The organism is Kitasatospora sp. NPDC002965 (assembly GCF_040611255.1).
Classification (GTDB): domain Bacteria; phylum Actinomycetota; class Actinomycetes; order Streptomycetales; family Streptomycetaceae; genus Kitasatospora.
The window spans coordinates 18,636-35,705 of record NZ_JBEXNT010000069.1 but is presented as its reverse complement, the minus strand read 5'-3'; the positions used below and the strand labels follow the sequence as shown (position 1 = coordinate 35,705).

Annotated in this window: 16 protein-coding genes and 1 pseudogene; 4 read left to right on the top strand and 13 right to left on the bottom strand. The window is 75.8% G+C overall.

The window, feature by feature from the left end; all coding sequences use genetic code 11:
* Window positions 1–182 precede the first annotated feature (182 nt).
* Window positions 183–782, top strand: coding sequence for a TetR/AcrR family transcriptional regulator (locus ABZY91_RS24830; RefSeq protein WP_329879859.1), 600 nt, complete (start codon window positions 183–185; stop codon window positions 780–782).
* Between the two features lie 183 nt (window positions 783–965).
* On the opposite strand, the gene ABZY91_RS24825 is transcribed toward ABZY91_RS24830, so the two are convergent.
* The 3 genes from ABZY91_RS24825 to ABZY91_RS24815 all read right to left on the bottom strand — a co-directional run bounded on the left by ABZY91_RS24825 (window position 966) and on the right by ABZY91_RS24815 (window position 4,320).
* Window positions 966–2,213: an agmatine deiminase family protein gene (locus ABZY91_RS24825; RefSeq protein ID WP_355405282.1), complete on the bottom strand. Its 1,248-nt coding sequence runs from the start codon at window positions 2,211–2,213 to the stop codon at window positions 966–968.
* Window positions 2,214–2,325: 112 nt separating this feature from the next.
* Entirely contained in the window at window positions 2,326–3,456 is a 1,131-nt protein-coding gene (locus tag ABZY91_RS24820; RefSeq protein ID WP_355405281.1) for an agmatine deiminase family protein, read from the bottom strand.
* Window positions 3,457–3,741: 285 nt separating this feature from the next.
* Window positions 3,742–4,320: a TetR/AcrR family transcriptional regulator gene (locus ABZY91_RS24815; protein WP_355405280.1), complete on the bottom strand. Its 579-nt coding sequence runs from the start codon at window positions 4,318–4,320 to the stop codon at window positions 3,742–3,744.
* Between the two features lie 123 nt (window positions 4,321–4,443).
* Between ABZY91_RS24815 and ABZY91_RS24810 the strand changes: the two are divergent.
* Window positions 4,444–5,349, top strand: a pseudogene (locus tag ABZY91_RS24810) (serine/threonine-protein kinase); the annotation flags it as partial.
* Window positions 5,350–5,797: 448 nt separating this feature from the next.
* Here the strand turns inward: ABZY91_RS24810 and ABZY91_RS24805 are convergent.
* The 4 genes from ABZY91_RS24805 to ABZY91_RS24790 form a co-directional block, all read right to left on the bottom strand.
* The gene (locus tag ABZY91_RS24805) at window positions 5,798–6,283 is read right to left on the bottom strand and encodes an ATP-binding protein (protein ID WP_355405279.1); all 486 of its coding nucleotides are present in this window, start codon (window positions 6,281–6,283) and stop codon (window positions 5,798–5,800) included.
* A 94-nt stretch (window positions 6,284–6,377) separates the two neighbouring features.
* Window positions 6,378–6,881: a hypothetical protein gene (locus ABZY91_RS24800; RefSeq protein ID WP_355405278.1), complete on the bottom strand. Its 504-nt coding sequence runs from the start codon at window positions 6,879–6,881 to the stop codon at window positions 6,378–6,380.
* A gap of 118 nt (window positions 6,882–6,999) precedes the next feature.
* On the bottom strand, window positions 7,000–9,402 hold the full coding sequence (locus ABZY91_RS24795) for a SpoIIE family protein phosphatase (protein WP_355405277.1): 2,403 nt from the start codon (window positions 9,400–9,402) through the stop codon (window positions 7,000–7,002).
* Window positions 9,399–9,767, bottom strand: coding sequence for a response regulator (locus ABZY91_RS24790; protein ID WP_355405276.1), 369 nt, complete (start codon window positions 9,765–9,767; stop codon window positions 9,399–9,401). The genes ABZY91_RS24795 and ABZY91_RS24790 overlap by 4 nt, the downstream gene beginning before the upstream one ends.
* A gap of 248 nt (window positions 9,768–10,015) precedes the next feature.
* Here ABZY91_RS24790 and ABZY91_RS24785 point away from each other — a divergent pair, with 248 nt between their 5' ends.
* Window positions 10,016–10,339: a plasmid stabilization protein gene (locus ABZY91_RS24785; RefSeq protein ID WP_355405275.1), complete on the top strand. Its 324-nt coding sequence runs from the start codon at window positions 10,016–10,018 to the stop codon at window positions 10,337–10,339.
* A 68-nt stretch (window positions 10,340–10,407) separates the two neighbouring features.
* Here the strand turns inward: ABZY91_RS24785 and ABZY91_RS24780 are convergent, their stop codons facing one another.
* The 3 genes from ABZY91_RS24780 to ABZY91_RS24770 form a co-directional block, all read right to left on the bottom strand.
* On the bottom strand, window positions 10,408–10,899 hold the full coding sequence (locus ABZY91_RS24780; protein ID WP_329879849.1) for an ATP-binding protein: 492 nt from the start codon (window positions 10,897–10,899) through the stop codon (window positions 10,408–10,410).
* Between the two features lie 11 nt (window positions 10,900–10,910).
* Window positions 10,911–11,348, bottom strand: coding sequence for an STAS domain-containing protein (locus ABZY91_RS24775; protein ID WP_355405274.1), 438 nt, complete (start codon window positions 11,346–11,348; stop codon window positions 10,911–10,913).
* 366 nt (window positions 11,349–11,714) lie between these two features.
* Entirely contained in the window at window positions 11,715–12,692 is a 978-nt protein-coding gene (locus ABZY91_RS24770; protein ID WP_355405273.1) for an RNA polymerase sigma factor SigF, read from the bottom strand.
* Window positions 12,693–13,045: 353 nt separating this feature from the next.
* On the opposite strand from ABZY91_RS24770, the gene ABZY91_RS24765 reads away from it, so the two are divergent.
* Window positions 13,046–13,399: a cupin domain-containing protein gene (locus ABZY91_RS24765; RefSeq protein WP_329879845.1), complete on the top strand. Its 354-nt coding sequence runs from the start codon at window positions 13,046–13,048 to the stop codon at window positions 13,397–13,399.
* Between the two features lie 101 nt (window positions 13,400–13,500).
* On the opposite strand, the gene ABZY91_RS24760 is transcribed toward ABZY91_RS24765, so the two are convergent.
* The 3 genes from ABZY91_RS24760 to ABZY91_RS24750 form a co-directional block, all read right to left on the bottom strand.
* On the bottom strand, window positions 13,501–14,022 hold the full coding sequence (locus ABZY91_RS24760; protein ID WP_355405272.1) for a hypothetical protein: 522 nt from the start codon (window positions 14,020–14,022) through the stop codon (window positions 13,501–13,503).
* A 102-nt stretch (window positions 14,023–14,124) separates the two neighbouring features.
* Window positions 14,125–15,828, bottom strand: coding sequence for an amidohydrolase (locus ABZY91_RS24755; RefSeq protein ID WP_355405271.1), 1,704 nt, complete (start codon window positions 15,826–15,828; stop codon window positions 14,125–14,127).
* A gap of 75 nt (window positions 15,829–15,903) precedes the next feature.
* Window positions 15,904–16,860 carry an aldo/keto reductase gene (locus ABZY91_RS24750; protein WP_355405270.1) on the bottom strand — a complete coding sequence of 319 codons (957 nt, stop codon included), beginning with the start codon at window positions 16,858–16,860 and terminating at the stop codon, window positions 15,904–15,906.
* Window positions 16,861–17,070: the final 210 nt, after the last annotated feature.

Genomic DNA, 17,070 nt, shown 5'->3' with positions numbered 1-17,070 from the left:
CCGCCCCTGCCGCTCCCAGGACCTCGGGGCGAGCCTCACGGCGACCAGACGTCGCGGGTGGAGGCGCCGCAAAACGGCCCGACCGGAGAGATTCCCTCAGGACGCCCCCACGAGCTCGACTGAAGATATGATCAGGACAAGCACCCGGGACGTCTACCTGCGTGCGAGGAGAGAGAGCACCTGTGTCAGACCGTCGAACAGAGATCGTCAAGGCCGCCACCCGGGTCATCGCGCGGCGCGGCGTCCGCGGACTGCGGGTCGCGGACCTCGCGGCCGAGGCCGGGGTGTCGACCTCGCTGATCTACTACCACTTCACCGACCGGGCCGGGATCCTCCGCGAGACCCTCGGATTCATCAGTGAGAGAGCCGACCGCTACGCCGCGGAACCGGGGCGCGGGACCCTCGCGGACACGCCGGGGGCGGAGCTGGCACAGGCGCTGCTGCTGGAGCTCCAGGACACCGCCGAGGTGCGCGAGAACAGCACCGCCTGGGGCGAGTTGCGGGCGAGCGCGGTGTTCGAGGCCGGGCTGCGCGAGGACCTGGCCCGGGCCACCCACACCTGGGTGCACGAGATCGCCGACCTGCTCGGCCGCGCCCGACCCACCGGGATCGCACCGGCGCACGCCGCGTCCGCGGAGCGCCTCACGGCCCTGCTGGAGGGGCTGAGCGTCCGGTGGCTCAGCGGGTCCCTCCCCCTCGACCACGCCCGCCGACTGCTCGGCGAGGCGATCGACGCGGAGCTCGCGGACGCCCGGCCGGAGCGCCGCCTCGCGGTCGACTGACTTTTCGGTCACGCTTTTCGGTCACGCCGTGCGGCAACCGTCGCCCGGTACGCCGTCGACTTCCGCGACCACGACCTCCAGAGGCCCGTCCGCCGACCGGCCGACGAAGGTGCGCCCGGTGGACGACGAGCAGCCCGTCCACCGGGCACCCGGTCGCCTTACGGCGACCGGCAGGGGAAGGGGTCAGCTCCCGTCCGGCTTGCCGGGCTGGTCGTGGGTCGAGCAGTGGATGCCGCCACCCCCGGAGGCGATCCCGTCGATCTTCACCTGGACGATGTCGCGGCCGGGGAAGTGGTCGCGCAGGATCTGCTTCGCCCGGTCGTCGGCCTTGGCGTCCCCGAAGCGCGGCATGAACAACGACTTGTTGGCCACGTAGAAGTTGATGTACGAGGAGACGAAGGCGTCACCCTTCCCGGTGATCCGGTCCGGATCGGGCTGCGGCAGGTCGATCACCCGCAGCGCCCTCCCGTGGGCGTCGGTCGCGGACTTCAGCACCTCGCGGGCCTGCGTGGCCGAGCGCGACCAGACGTCGGCGGGCGCACCGGGGAACGGCTGGTCCAGCAGCACGACCCCGGGCGCCGCGAACCGCACCAGGCAGTCCACGTGGGCGTCGGTGATGTCCTGGTCGCGCACGCCCGCGAACCAGATCACCTTGGTCACGCCCAGGGCCTTCTTGAGTTCGGCCTCGATCTCGTCCCGGCTCCGGCCCGGATTGCGGCGCTGGTTGACCACCGAGCTCTCGGTGACCATCAGGGTGCCCTCCCCGTCGGTCTCGAAGGACCCGCCCTCCGCGACCAGCGGCGTGGCGACCCGTTCCAGCCCGTACCTCCCGAGGGCGGCGGCGGCCAGCGCCGAGTCGTTCGCGTGCTCCTTCTGCTTGTTGCCCCAGCCGTTGAAGTTGAAGTCGACCCCCTTCAGCGTCGATCCGTCCTCGACGAACACCGGCACGGTGTCGCGGGCCCACAGGTCGTCGACGGGCAGCGGGACGACCTCGACGTCGCTGCCGCACGCGTTCTGCGCCGCGGCCACCTGCGCGGGGCGGGCGAACATCACGACCGCCTCGTAGCCGGCGACGGCGCGCGCCAGCCGCGCGATGTCCGCGCGGACCTCGGGGAGTTGGTCCTCCCAGATGCCGGTGGACGCCGGCCAGGACATGAAGGTCCGGGTGTGGCTCTCCCACTCGGCGCCGAACCGGCGACCGGGGGTCGCGCCGCCGCCGGGCGCGGGCGGCTGCGACCCGCCCGGCGCGGGCGGCGCCGGCGGGGCGGGCGACTCCGAGGGGCCCGGGGGAAGCGCCTCCTCCGGGTCGTCCGGCGACGCGCAGGCCGCCGCGCCCAGGGAGAGCAGGCCGGCGCCGGCCGCGGCGCGCAGCATCGTCCGGCGGGACGGGGCCGACCGGACGGACCGGGCGGACGAGAAGAACGAGGACATGTCAGACACAGGAGGCTCCGGCTGGGTCAGGCGCTGGGCGGGGGTTCAGGACGGCGGAACGGTGGGGCGGACCGCGGGGGCGTCACCGGGTGCGGTCACCGGGTGCGGCGGTCTACTGCTCCTGGGGCAGCGGTTCCTGCATCGTGGAGCAGTGGATGCCACCGCCGCCCGCCATCAGGCGGTCGACGTCGAGCTGGACGACCTCGCGCCCGGGGAAGGCCTCCGCGAGGGTGCGCCGGGCCGCCTCGTCCTTCACCGGATCGCCGAACCGGGTGGCGACGACACCGCCGTTGACGACGTGGAAGTTGAGGTAGGAGTCGACGAACTTCGGGTCGCGCGAGCGGACGGTGTCGGGACCGTCCACCCGGATCACCCGGAGTCTGCGGCCGCGGGCGTCGGTGGCCCGGGAGAGGATGTCGAACTGTTCCCGGGCGTCCCGGGCCCAGACGTCGTCGCGGTCCGCCGGGGGCAGCTGGACCATGACGACACCGGGCCGGACGAACCGGGACGTGACGTCGATGTGGTCGTCGGTGATGTCCTTGCCCTTGATGCCCGGGACCCAGATCATCCGGTCCGCGCCGTACACCTCCAGGACGGCTTCCTCGATCTCGTCCCGGCTCATGCCCCGGTTGCGGTTCTTGTTGACCAGGCTGCTCTCGGTCGCCATGAGGGTCCCGTCGCCGTCCGTCTCGACCGACCCGCCCTCCCCGACGAAGTCGGCGCGGGAGAAGGGGATCCCGAGCAGGCCGGCGATGCCCTGCGCGACCTCCGCGTCGTCACGGTGCGTCTGCTTGTTCCCCCAGCCGTTGAAGTTGAGGCCGACGGCGTCGAGCCGCCCGTAGCCGTCGCGCCGGAACACCGGGGCGGTGTCCCGCATCCACAGGTCGTCGGTGGGGACGGTGTCGATCACCGTGACGGCGGGACCACACAGGGCCTGCGCCTCCCGGACGCTGTAGCCGTCCGGGGCGCACAGCACGACCTGCTCGAAGCGGGCGATCGTCCGGGCGATCAGCGCGATGTCCTGCTGGGCGCCCGACAGCTGCCGGCCCCAGACGGACCGGCGCGAGGGCCACGACATCCAGGTGCGGGCGTGCGGGACGTCGTCGCGGTCCACCCACCACTGCGGGAGGCCCGTGTCCGTCGCCTCCTGCGCGCGGCCGGCGTCCGGGACCGACCCGCGCGGGGCCTGCGCTCCGAAGAGTCGGCCGAACAGGGATCGGCTGTCACCGTGGGTGTCGCTCATGCGGGTCTCCGAATCAAGTGTTGCCCACCAGGTGGCCGGACGCCCGCCGACAGGGGCGGTCCGTCGGCAGGCACGCGCTCGGCGCGGCCGGTGGCCTTGCACGGGGCGCCCGGGGCGGATGTCGCCCGGCGCCGCTCCCTTCACTCTCGCATTGACTGAATTTTCAGTCAACAATCGAGGGGCACGCCTGCGCGTCGACCCGGGCAGCGACACCGGAGTCCGGACCGGAGTCCGGAGACGACGAAGCCCCGGACCGTCCCGGCCCGGGGCGGAACGCCGCGCGCGTCAGCCGCGCAGCCGCTCCAGTTCGCCGTCGATCGCGCCGACCATCAGCTCGCGCGCGTGCGCCACCGGCAGGCTCCCGCTGAGCCAGCGCACGCTCAGCCCCTCCAGCAGCGCGGTCAGCCGCTCCGCGGAGGCGGCGAGCGAGGCGGCCCCGTTCATCGGGTGCACCCTGCCGAGCAGGTCGGTGACCTCCTGGACCCACACCAGCGTGGCCCGGGCCAGGTCCTCCCGGAGATCGGGATCGAACACGGCGCTCGCCCGCAGCTCCCCCCACGCCGTGCTGTTCTCGCGCACCTCGGGGGTGTCCTGGAGCTCCAGCAGCAACGTCTGCCGCAGTTCGCCCCGGGCGTCGAGGGGCGGGGCGTCCGCCGCGCGCTCCGTCGTGTACCGCTCGGCGCGGTCGTTGATGAACTCCAGCGTCGCGCGGAGGATCCCCGCGCGGTCCTTGAAGTGGTAGTAGATCAGCGCGGTGGACACGCCCGCCTCGGCCGCCAGCTCCTCCACGCGCAGCCCGCGGACACCGCGCCGGGCGATGACCCGCGCGGCCGCTTCCATGATCAGGGTTCGACGGTCAGCCACAAGCGATCACCTTACCGGGAGGCCGGCCGATCGCGGACCCCGGGGCCATCCTGACTGAAACTACAGTCGGGGTATGATCCGTGCGGTTCACCGCCGCCACCCGCTCGACCCGCTGGAGCCAGCATGACCGCAGAACCCTTCGGTGCCCCGTCACCCACGGCGTTCCGGGAGCTGTCCCCGGACGACCCCCGCGAGGTGGGCGGATACCGCCTCTGCGCGCGGCTGGGCGCGGGCGGCATGGGCCGCGTCTATCTCGCGTACACCCCCGGCGGACGCCCGGTCGCGCTCAAGGTCGTCCGGCCCGAGCTCGCCGAGGACCCCGAGTTCCGGCACCGCTTCGCCCAGGAGGTCGCGAGCGCCCGGCGCATCCACGGCCTCTACACCGCCCAGGTGGTCGACGCCGGCACCGACGCCGCCACACCCTGGCTGGCCACCACCTTCGTGCCCGGCCCCTCCCTCCAGCAGGTCGTGCACCGCCACGGTCCGCTGCCCGAACGCACCGTCCTGCTGCTCCTGGCCGGGGTCGCCGAGGCCCTGCAGGCGATCCACGCCGCCGGTGTCGTCCACCGCGACCTCAAGCCCGGCAACGTCCTCCTCGCCGCCGACGGCCCGCGCGTCATCGACTTCGGCATCGCCCGCGCCGCCGACGCCGTCCCGCTCACCAGCACCGGCCTGAGCATCGGCTCTCCGGGCTTCATGGCCCCCGAACAGGTCCTCGGGCTCGCCCCGACCCCGGCCACCGACGTCTTCGCGCTGGGCGCGCTGGCCGCCTACGTCGGCGGCGGCGCACCGCCCTTCGGCGACGGACCCGAGCCCGCGGCGCTCTACCGGGCGGTGCACGAGGAGCCCGACCTCTCCCGGCTGCCCGCCGGGCTGCACGAGCTGGTCCTGCGCTGCCTGGCCAAGGACCCCGCGGACCGCCCGGACACCGCCCGGTTGATCGAGGCCGCGCGCGACCACCCCGCCACCGGCGGCGAACTCCGCTTCTCCGACGACTGGTTGCCCCAGCAGGTCAGCAGCGAGATCAGCCGCCACACCGACCTGCCGACGACGCCGACCGCCACGCCGTCGCCGACCGCGGTCCCCGGCTACACGGTGGTCTACTCCGGCCTCGAACTGACCTCGCCCGACCACACCTACGAGTTCGACCTCCGGGCCGGCAAGGTCGCGCCGCAGGAGGCCTCCACCTGGTACCTGGGCCGCCACGCCGGCGAGTTCTACATCCCGGAGGACAGCGACGCCCACATCGCGCCGGCGGGCGGCCTCGGCCTCGCCGACTGCGTCAAGGGCGTCGAGACCCAGCCCGCGTCCGCCCTGCCCTTCAGCACCCTCCGCCCCGACCGGAGCTTCTGCGTCCGGGCGGCCGGCGGCCGGGAGTTCGCCGTCGTCCGCCCGCTCGCGACCGGCCCGGACAGCGGCCCGGTCACCGTCGGCGTCACGTACTACCGCCGCTCCACCTGAGCACCGGCGCGGGGCGTCACGGCTCCGGCAGCCGGAACTCGAACCACACCACCTTGCCCCGGCCCTGCGGGTACCAGCCCCAGCACAGGGCGAGCCGGTCCACCAGGAAGAGGCCGAGGCCGCCGACGTCGTCCGGACCGTGCGTCGTGCGGAGCCTCGGCGGGCGCGGACTGCCGTCGGACACCTCCGCGCGCAGCCGTCCCGGCCCCTGGACGAGCAGCAGGTCGTGCGGGGTCCCGGCGTGGCGGCAGGCGTTGGAGACCACCTCGGAGACCAGCAGCACGGCGTCCCCGACCACGACCGGGTCGGCTCTGCCCGCCAGCCGGTACGCCGTGAAGTCCCTCGCCGCGGAGACCACGCCGGGGTGCGCCGACAGCGGCAGCCGGCCGGCCTCCCACGGGGGTCCGGTGCCGGGGTCGGCCGTGCTCGACGCGGGGGTGCCTGGTTCGGCGGTGCCGGGCCCGGCGGTGCCGGGCCCGTCGTACAGCCGGCTGCAGGTCATCAGAGTCGATCCCTCCTGGTTCGTCGTCCTCTCCGGGGCACCTGCGGCGCTCGGCCGGCGCCCCGGACTCGTGTGTCAGCGTCGGACTCGTGTGTCAGCGTCCGGGGAAGTGGCGGAGTCCGCCGCCGTGCGAGGCCTCCTCGCCCGGTGCCGCGACGGCGCGGCCGTCCGCCCCGTCGACGGACCGTGAGCGCGGTGCGTCCCCACGGGCGGGCGGCTCGCCCCTGACGTCCCGGACGGCCGGGTCCGCACGGACGCCGGAGTCCGCACGGATCGCGGAGTCCTCACGGCCCGCAGGCTCCTCGCGGACGGGCGGCCGGTCCTGACGGACGTCCTCGGCCGGGTGCTTCCCGGACCGGGCGGCGTGCCGGGCGCCACGACGCCGGCGGAAGACCCGGGCCGTGGCGAGCGCCAGACCGAGACAGAACAGCAGGGCGAGCGCCAGACCGGCCAGGAAGATCCCCAGGGCGTCGAGCGTCACCAGGTCCTGCCCCAGAATCGTGACCTGGTACTCCGGCCCGCCGGACAGGTTGTCCGCGATCAGCAGGCCCGTGAAGGCCCCGGTCGCGACGATCAGCAGAAGTCCGAACAGCAGCATGGCGATGTCCTCCGGTCCCGTTCACCCCGGCTCCACCCCGTCGACCCGCGCCTACCCTCCCCGCCCCGGGGCTAACGCGCGAAGACGGCCGGCCCCTCCACGGCGGGCCGGCCTCGCGCTACTCGATCCGGACGGCGACGAGGCAGGTGTCGTCGTCGGTGTCGGCCGGGCTGAGCTCCAACAGGCTGTCCAGATACCGCTCCAGGTCGTGGCCGGGCGGACCGGCCGCCCGGATCAGCTGGTCGACGGACTCCTCCGTCGGGTGGCCCCGGCGCTCGACGAGGCCGTCGGTGTAGAGCAGCAGGACGTCGCCGGCGACCAGTTGGACGGTCCGCTCCTCGTACACGGCCTCCTCCAGGGCGCCGAGCAGCACCCCGTGCGGCAGCGGCAGCACCTCGGCCCCGGACGGACCCAGCAGGATCGGCGGCAGGTGTCCGGCCCGGGCCCAGCGCACCTCGCCACCGGCCGGGTCGAACAGCACGCAGGCGGCCGTGGCCGTGACCTGTCCCGGTTCGCGCAGGGCGACGGTGTTGGCCCACTCCAGCAGCCGGCCCGGCCCGGCACCCGTGACGGCGAGGCCGCGCAGCGCGTGCCGGAGCGCGACCATGCCGGTGGCCGCGCCGACGCCGTGCCCCGCGACGTCGCCGACGGCCAGCAGCACCCGCTTGTCGGGGAGCACCAGCACGTCGTACCAGTCGCCGCCGACCCGTTCCCGCTTGGCGGCGGGCCGGTAGCGGACGGCGGCCCGCAGGCCCGTGGTGTCGAGCGGCGGCGGCGCGGAGGGCAGGATCGCCTGCTGGAGGCTGAGGGCCAACTGCTCGCTCTCGACCGTCTCCTGCTCGCTGTCGGCGAGCCGCTGCCGGGTGGCGCCCAGCGCGATCTCCGTCCGGTGCTGCGCCGACACGTCGAGGTACGCCCCGCGGACGGCGTCCAGCCGGCCGTCCTCGTCCAGGACCGGCTCGACGACGACCCTGGTGTAGTGCTCGGTGCCGTCGGGGTGGCGCAGCCGGAACACGGCGGAGGAGGTGCGGTGGCGGCGCTCGACGGCGTCCACGAGCCTCCGGACGGCGGGCTCGTCGTCGGGGTGGACGTGCCCGGCCAGGTCGGCCAGCGGAACGGCGGGGGCCTGCGGCGACCGCCCGTACAGCTCGGCCAGGCCTTCGCCCCAGAGGATCCGGCCGGTCCCCGGGTGTTCCTGGAAGCCGGCGACCCGGGCGAGCCGCTGGGCCTGGTGCTGCACGGCGGCCTGGTCGGACTCGCCGGGCCGGTCGGCCGCGGGCTGCCAGGTGACCAGCAGACGGCGGCCGAACGGCGCGACGGCGAGCCGGACGGTGACGGGCACGTCCGTCCCGCCGCTCCGGAAGACCACGTGGAGACGCTCGCCGGACCGGGGTTCGCCGCTCGCGTGGGCGCGCAGCAGCGGTTCGAGCAGGCCGGTGGCGCAGGCGACCGGGTAGACCTCCAGCAGGGAGGCGCCGTCCAGCCCGCTGCGGGGGCGGCCGAGCGGGTCGCGGAACGGCGGGCTGGTGCGGAGGATGGTGAAGTCGACCACCCGGCCGTCCCTGAGGACGGGTTCGAGCAGCAGGGCGGGGGTGAGCAGACCGTCGAGCACGTCGGCCTGCCGGTCCGGTTCGGCCGGGGCGCCCGGATCGCCGAGCAGGGTGCTGCAGAGGTCGGCGAGGGCGCGGAGCCGGCGGTGCTGCGGCGGGGTGAGAACGGGTGCGGGGCCGGGCCAGAGCACTTCGAGCGCTCCCCGCCGCCGACCGTCGTCGACAAGGGGGAGGACGAGCCGCGGCGCGTCGACACCACCGACCGACGGCACGGCCGGGACGGGGCCCGTGGTACCCGCGGTCCCGTCGTCGGGCCAGCACTCGACGCCCTCCGAGACGGCCCGCTGGGCCGGGGTGGCGACCGTCGGCGGGACGCGGCTCCAGGCTCCGGCCTCGTCCGCGCGGAGCCCGGCCTGGGCCACGAGTGCGAGGGCCCCGCCGGGCAACCGCTGCCAGACCACGACGGCGTGGGCGCCGAGCGGTCCGGCGATCTGCCGGAGCAGGGCGTCGACGGCGGCCGGCAGGTCGGGTGCGGCGGCGATCGCCCGGGCGGCGACCGCTGCGGCGACCGGCTCGGCGGCCCGCTCGGCAGCGGGGTTCCGGGCGGGCTGCGCCGACGGCCCGGCCGGCCCGGACGGCGTCGGCAGCTCGTCCCGGTCCTCCTGCCGCCCGACGATGTCGGCCGCCAGCGTGGCGACCGGTACCCCCGCCGTGCGGGCGAGCCCGGCAAGGCGGACGGCCGCCTCACCGGGCGGCACGGCCAGCCGTTCGGCGAGCATGCCGGTGGCCAGGTCGACGAGGGTCCGGGGCCCCTCCTCCGCGCGCACCCGGGCCGCGTCGTCCTGGAGCCGCCGGACGGCGGCGGCCAGCAGCCGGGCGCTGCCGGACGCGGAGTCGCCCTCGCCGGCCCCGGCCCCGCCGTGCCGGGGGTCGCCGTGCCGGGACTCGCCGGGCCAGGGATCGCCGGTCATGGCGCGTCCGGCCGGTGCCGCATCCGGGCCGGCAGGTGGTCGGTGTCCACCGGCTCGGTGACGTGGTCGTCGGCCCCGGCCTCGCGGCTCCTGTCCCGGTCCCCGGGCATCGCCCTGGCGGTGACGGCGACGACCGGCGGGCGGGCGAAGCGCTCCTCGGCGCGGACGGCGGCGACGGTGGCGTAGCCGTCGAGGCCGGGCATCATCACGTCCATCAGGACGGGACCGGTCTCGGGGTGGGCGCGCCGCAGGTCGAGACCGGCGCCGCCGGCGGCGGCGTGCAGCACGGTCGGGCCGCGCGGCCCCTGTTCGGCCGGGGTGATCCGGCCCACCGGCACCGCTCCCGGCGCCGCCTGTTCGTCCATCCGTCCACCGCCCGGATCGGCTGCGCGGCCGGAGCCCCGCGGGCAGCCCGGCCGGTGGAGGCGGCGGCACCGCCTCACCTCCCACTCTGCCACCGACCGGCGCGGCGTGGCGGGCGGGCCGGGCGTGCGTCCGGCGGTCGGGCGAAGGGCCGGCGGTCGGGCGAAGGGCCGGCCCGGGCGGGTTCGCCCGACGGCCGCCCGGGTAGACGCGCCCGGACAGGGACACGACCGTGGGAGGAGTGGCCGCCATGCCCCGAGGATCCAGCCCCAAGCGGGAGCGCCAGTACGAGCACATCAAGGACAGCGTCCTCGACCGGGGCGAGAGCGAGGACCGGGCGAAGGAGATCGCCGCCCGCACGGTCAACAAGGAACGCGCCCGGCACGGCGAGTCGAGGACCGCGAGCCGCAGCTCGACCCAGGACGTCTCCTCCGGGCACCGGGGCGGGAAGCGTTCGCACACGGGCGCCGCCGGGCCCACCTACGACCAGCTGTACAACGAGGCCAGACAGCGCGGCATCAAGGGCCGTTCGACGATGAACAAGGGCGAGCTGGCCCGAGCCCTCGGGCACTGACCGGCCGGCCCCGCCGCCGGTACGGTCGCCCCGACCGGGCTCCCCGCCCGCCGCGGCGCCCGTACCGGTCAGCTCGCCCGGCCGTCGAGGCCCCGGAGGCGGTGGAGCGGGGACGGCACCTCCAGCCAGACCTGCTTGCCCCCGCCCTCCGGCCGGGAGCCCCAGACCCGGGCGAGCCGGTCCACCACCCGCAGCCCGTGCCCGCCCGGCCGGCCCGGATCGGCGTGCGGGCGCAGCCTCGGCGGCACCGGGCTGCCGTCGCTGACCTCGACCCGGAGCCTGACGCTGTCCCAGCGGAGCCGGAGTTCGCGGGGGCCGCCCGGGGCGTACAGGCAGGCGTTGGTGACGAGTTCCGACACCATGAGCAGCACGTCCTGCGCGACGGCGAGCCGTTCCTCGTCGGGCTGCCGCTCGTCCCCGTCCGCCGGCAGCCACCGCCAGTCGAGCAGCGCCCGCCGGCTGAAGTCCCGGCAGCGCTGGACCGCACCGTCACTGCCGCGCAGGGCCAGCCGCCGGAGCTCGTCCCGGCGGGACGGCGGGCCCACTCCGGGAACGGTCATCAGGGCGCCCCTCAGCCGTGACCGGAGGGCCGGTCCGGTGTCTGCGGGTCCGGTGGCTCCCCGGCGCCCAGCGCGGCGTCGAGCCCGGGGTGGATCCGCAGCACGGAGTTCACCCCGGTGATCTCGAACAGCCGGGCGACGACCCCGCGCGGCCCGGCGAGTTCCAGCCTCAGCCCGGCCCGCTCCGCCTCCGGGCGGGCCCGCAGGAGGGTGTTCAGTCCGGTGGAGTCGCAGAAGCGCAGGTCGGTGAGGTCGACCACGATCCGGGTGAGGCCGCCCTCCGGTGGCGCGGCGAGCGCCGTCCGCAGACCGTCCGCCGAGGTGTGGTCCAGTTCCCCCGCCAGGGCGACGATCAGCACGGACCCCTCACGGCGCGCCGCGACCTTCAGCACCCCCGGCTCCAGCGCGTCGTCCGCCGGCCCGCGTCCTTCCCCGGCAGGCAGCTGCATGATCGGCTCCCGGTCCGTTCGGGACGGCACGGTGCCGTCCCGACCATGATGCCGCGCGGGAGGCGGGGCCGCGCGGACGGCGCGGAGCGGCCGGACCGGCACGGTACCGCTCCGGACCGGCGAAGCCCGGACCGATGCGTTCATGCCCGGCGTCTGCCCACGCCCGGCCCGGCTACACGCGGACTCCCCCGCCCAGGACGGCGCGGCGGCGCGCAGGGCGAACACCTCGGCGGTGTCGGCGAGTTCGGGCATGCGCGCGACGCGCGGCCGGGGCCGGGGCCGGGGCCGGGCGCGTTCGACCGGGCTGCCGTCGGCGGTGGCCCGGACACCGGGCACGGCCGGGGCGCGGACCCGGCACGGCCCCCGTCAGCCCGTTCCGGCGGGGTCCTCCGTCCAGCCCGGGGCGTCGCGGTCCTCCAGTTGCTCGCGCAGGCGGGTGAGGGTGGCGGAGAGCAGCCGGGAGACGTGCATCTGGGAGACGCCGACCCGTTCGGCGATCTCGGACTGGGTCCGGTCGTCCCAGAACCGCAGCTTGAGCACGGTCCGCTCGCGTTCCGGCAGCCGGCCGAGGAGGGGCCGGACGGCGGTGCGGAAGTCGGCGAGTTCGATGCCGGGGTCGCAGGAGCCGAGCCGGTCGAGCATGGCGCTGCCGGTCTCGTCGGTGTCGTTGTCCCGCAGCGCGTCCAGCGAGTCGGGTCGGTAGACCCGGCCGGCGACCAGCCCCTCGATCACCTCGTCGACGGTGAGGTGGAGGTACTCGGCGAGCTCCGCGGGCTGCGGCAGACGGCCCAGCCGCTGTTCGAGCCGGTCGGAGCCGCGCACGACGCTCAGGTACAGCTCCTGCATCCGCCGGGGGACGCGCACCGGCCAGGAGGTGTCGCGGAAGAACCGCTTGATCTCGCCGGCGATGGTGGGGATGGCATAGGTGACGAACTCGACGCCGCGCTGCGGGTCGAAGCCGTCCACGGCCTTGATCAGGCCGACGGTGCCGACCTGGAGGATGTCGTCCATCTCCTCCGGGCGGTGACGGAAGCGGCCCGCGATGAAACGCACCAGCGGCATGTTGAGCTCGATGACGGTGCCGCGGACGTAGCTGTAGGCGTGGCTCTCGCGGGCCAGCCCGGTGAGGCGCTCGAAGAGGGCGTCGCTCAGCTCGCGGGCCTCGGTCTTGCCCATCGCGCGCAGTTCCTGCTCGGTGGGGCGCGGCGGTAGTTCGGACACCGGCGGATCGGACGGGACCTGCGGGGTCGGGCTCCCCGGGCCGGTGGTCGGACCGGCTGCGGGGTGGTGGGCCGGACGGGGCGGCGCGGCGGTCGGCAGCACGCCGGGAAGGGTGGTGGGCACAACTGGCTCCAGGGCAGCGGGCATCCCTCGGACCGCGCGGGAGGCGGATCGCGCCCGCGCGCCGCGGGTTGTCTTCCCGAGGGCCACTGCCCGGCTTCTTCAAGCGACGGTCCCGGTGGCACCCCGACGGGGTGCCGGAGCGGGGTGCGGGCTTCCGCGACCGCTCCGTCTCCGGTGATACCCATCCTTCGGACGATTGATGCCGATCTGACCTGCTTTGCCGGAGGCGGGTCGGACGCGAGGACCGGCCGGCGGCACCGAGGGGAGGCCGGTTGGCGACCTGTCAGGCACGCCGCCGAAGAGCGGACAGGTTGCGAGGTCCGCCGCCCGGCTCCGCCGGATAGCGTCGGGGCATGATCCACAGCTTCGCCCTGCACGTGGCCGACGTCGACCTCCTCCCCGACCCGCTGGACCCGGACCAGATCGTCTCCGGTGACCCGCAGGTCACCGGCCGGGTGCTCTGGGAGTCCCCCGACGGCCGGCGGCTGCGCGGCGTCTGGCAGATCACCCCCGGGGTGGTCACCGACACCGAGGCCGACGAGCTGTTCGTCGTGGTCAGCGGCCGGGCCACCGTCGAGGTCGAGAACGGGCCCACCCTGGAGGTCGGGCCCGGCGACGTGGCCGTCCTGCGGGAGGGCGACCGGACCACCTGGACGGTGCACGAGACGCTCCGCAAGGTCTACGCGATCGACCTCGGCGCCGTCTGACCGGCCACGGCCGGTCACCCCGGGCCGACGCGCGGGCAACTCCCCAGACCGCACGGGGTGCGTACGGGGTGGGTGCGTACGGTGCGTGCGGCCCTCGCCGCTCAGTGGCCGAGGGCCGCCTTCGCCGCCACCAGGACCAACCCGAGAACCAGGTTGATCACGCCCTCGACCACCACCTCCGTGCGGGTGGCCCCGGCCTGCACGGCCCCGACGCAGGCCCAGCCGACCTGCTGCGCCACCGCGATCCCCAGCGCGAGCCACGCCGCGCCGCTCAGCCCCAGCCCCAGGAGGGGGCTCACGGCGACGGCCGCCGCGGGCAGCAGGGCGGCCTCCACGATGGGCCACTCGTGCCGCCCCACCCGCCGGACCTCGGCCCAGCCGGGCCGGCGGCCGACCCGGCGTTCGCCGGCGAGGTTCGCGTAGACGTGGGCGGCCCAGAAGACCAGGCCGGTCACGAGGAGCAGCACGACGGCCTGGACGCGCGGGAAGTCGCCGACCACACTCGCCGAGGCGATCACGGAGGCGGCGAGGAGTGACCCGTAGAGGGCCCCGGCGTAGTCGGTCCGCACCGGCGGCCCGCCGGCCGGGTCGGGTCTGTGCGGCCACGGGAGTAGGCGGTTCACACGCACCACCCTAGGGATCCGGGCCGCGCTCGGCCCGGTCCCACGCGGCGGCGCGCCGCCCGTGGGGGAGGCGCCCGGAGTCCCTCCCCCACGGGCGGACGCTCAGTGGGCGCCGTGGACCAGCCGGCCGTCGAAGTAGGTGAGGTCGACCGGCAGCCCCGGCAGGTCGTGCGGGGAGGTGTCGGCGAGGCGCCCGCCGAGCACGCACAGGTCGGCGACCTTGCCGACCTCGACGGTGCCCTTCCAGCGCTCGGCGAAGTCCTGGACGGCGGGTTCGGCGGTGTAGGCGCGGACGGCCTCGCGCAGGCCGACCCGCTCCCCCGGGCCGCTCGCCCGGCCGGTCGCCTTGGACTCCCGCAGCAGCATCGAGGCGACGCCCTGCCGCCAGTCCGGTTCGGTGATCGGTGCGTCGGAGCTGGCGCAGACCCGGACGCCCGCCGTGAGGGCGGACCGCACCGGCCACATCCGCCCGGACCGTTCCTCGCCGACCACCTCGTCCATCAGGTCGGAGATGGTCCACTTGATCGCCGGGTTCATGTTGACGCCGTAGCCGTGCGCGGCCAGCACGGCCAGGCTGTGCGGGGTCGCGAAGTCGCCGTGGATCAGGTAGTGCCGGGCGTCGGGTCGCGGGTGGGCGAGCTGGGCGGCGGCGAAGGCGTCGACGACCGTGTCGATCGCCCGGTCCCCGGTGACGTGCACGCCGATCTGGTGGCCGGCCGCGTGGACGGCGTCGATCATGGCGGTGAGTTCGGCGGCCTGCAGCGCCGGTGCGGCGCCGTGGACGCAGAGCGCGCCGTGGCCGCCCCCGGGGTAGGCCTCGTGCATCCAGGCGGTGCGGTTCGGCGGCACCCCGTCCGCGAACAGCTTGACGCCGAGGACGGCGAGCCGGCGCGGGTCGATGCCGTCCAGCGGCACGCCGGCCAGCTCGGCGAGGCCGGCCCGCAGGTCCCGGACGCCGCCGCCCATCGGGGAGGGCAGCAGCAGGACGCCCACCCGGGCGTCCAGTTCGCCGGCCCGGGCGAGGTCCAGGTAGGTGTGGAGCGCGCCGGTGCCCATCGCGCCGGACATGATGCCCTCGCCGCCGGGGCCGAGGCCGGGTTCGGTGTAGCTGGTGGTGCCGAGGGCGTGCAGGGCGCGGACGGCTCCGGTGATCGCCGCGCGGCGGCGGCGCTCGTCGGCCCGGGGGATGTGCGCGTGGACGGCGCGCTGGGCGGCCTCCCGCAGGATGCCGGTGGGGTGGCCGGTCGGGTCCGTGTCGATCGTGCCGCCCGGCGGGGGCCGGGTGCCGCGGTCGATGCCGGCGGCACGCAGGGCCGCCGAGTTGACCCAGGCCATGTGGTCGGAGAAGTCGGTCAGGCAGACCGGGTTGTCCGGGGCCGCGGCGTCGAGGTCGGCACGGTCGGGCAGGTCCCGGCTGCCGTCGCGGCACTCGGCGAGGTAGCCGACGTCCCAGCCGCGGCCGACGATCCACTCGCCGGGGGCGGTGGCGCGGGCCGCGGCGGCGACGGCCGCGACGATGTCGGCGATCGAGCGGACGGCGGGGAAGTTGAGGTCGAGGGCGAGGGGCGGACGGTTGAGGCCCCAGGCGTGGCCGTGCAGGTGGGAGTCGTTGATGCCGGGCAGGACGGTGCGTCCGCGCAGGTCGACGACCCGGGTGGCGGGTCCGGCGTGGGCGAGGACGGCGGCGGTGCTGCCGACGGCGGTGATCAGGCCGTCACGGACGGCCAGGGCCTGGGCGGTGGTGAAGTCCGCGTCGGCGGTCAGTACGTCGCCGTCGACGAGGACGAGGTCGGCGGGCCGGTCCACGGTCTCTCCTGGGGGCGGGCCCGGGGTCGGGCCGGTTCGGGGAACGCTGGTCGGGGCGGGGCGGGCCACGGGGTGTCAGGGCCCCTCGGGGTCGACGGCGTCGCGGTCCGCCCAGTACGGGGCGACCAGCTCGCGCAGCCGGTCGGCGCCGACCCGGTCGAGCAGGTCGAGGGCTCCGACGTTCTCGGTCAGCTGCCGCATCCGGCTGGCGCCGAACAGCACGGTGGCGGTGGCGGGGTGGGTGAGGGTGAAGGCGACGCAGAGCTGGGCGGGGGTGGCGCCGAGCTCGGCGGCGACGGCGGCCAGGCCCGGGGCGGCCCCGGTGATCCGGTCGCGGATACCGCCCGGGTCGCGGCCGATCTCGCGCGACGGGCTGGTCCGGCCGGCGAGGATGCCGCCCTCCAGGACGTCGGAGGCCTGCATCGTCAGGCCCTCGGTGAAGAGCGCGGCGAACGGCTCGCCGTCCGGGATGGCGCGGCGGCAGGGGCTGTACTTGAGCTGGGCGAGCTGCGGGCCGGGCGAGCCGGCGGCCCGGGCGTGGTCGCGGACGGTGCGGATCGCGGTGGCGGACCAGTTGTTGACGCCCCAGCAGCCGATCAGACCCTCCGCCTCCAGGGCGGCGAGTTCCTCGGCGATGCCGCGCAGGTCGAGGTCGTCGCGGCGGATGTCGCCGAGGACCGCGACGTCGGCGTGCTCGGCACCGGCGCGGAACAGCGCGTTGGCCAGCTGGTCGCGCAGCGACTGCGCGGGGTAGGGCTCCAGCCACAGCTTCACCGACAGCAGGTACTCCTCGCGGGCGAGGCCGGCCGCCCGGACGATCGCGGAGAACAGCACGTCCGTGAAGACCGGCGGATGGCCGGGCAGGCCGTAGACGGCCACGTCGAAGAGGTTGACGCCGAGGTCCACGGCGTGCCGGACCATGGCGACGGCGTCGCCGAAGTCCATCCGGTCGTAGGTGTGCCAGGAGCCGAGGGAGAGGGCGGACACCTCGGGGCCGGCGGTGCCGAGCCTGCGGCGGGGGACGATGGGCATGGTGGTCCTCGTGGGTTTCGGGAGCGGTCGGCGGGCGTACGGCGGGTGCGGTGGCCGGTCGGAGTACGGCCGGCGGGCACCCGGCGCCCCGGGCTGGGACACACGGAGGGTGGGGTCCCGGGGCGCCGGGCGGCGAGGGGGCCGGGCGGCGGGGCGCCGGTGGTGCGGCGGTCCGCGCGGCGGGTCCGCCCGGACGGGCGGACGGGTGTG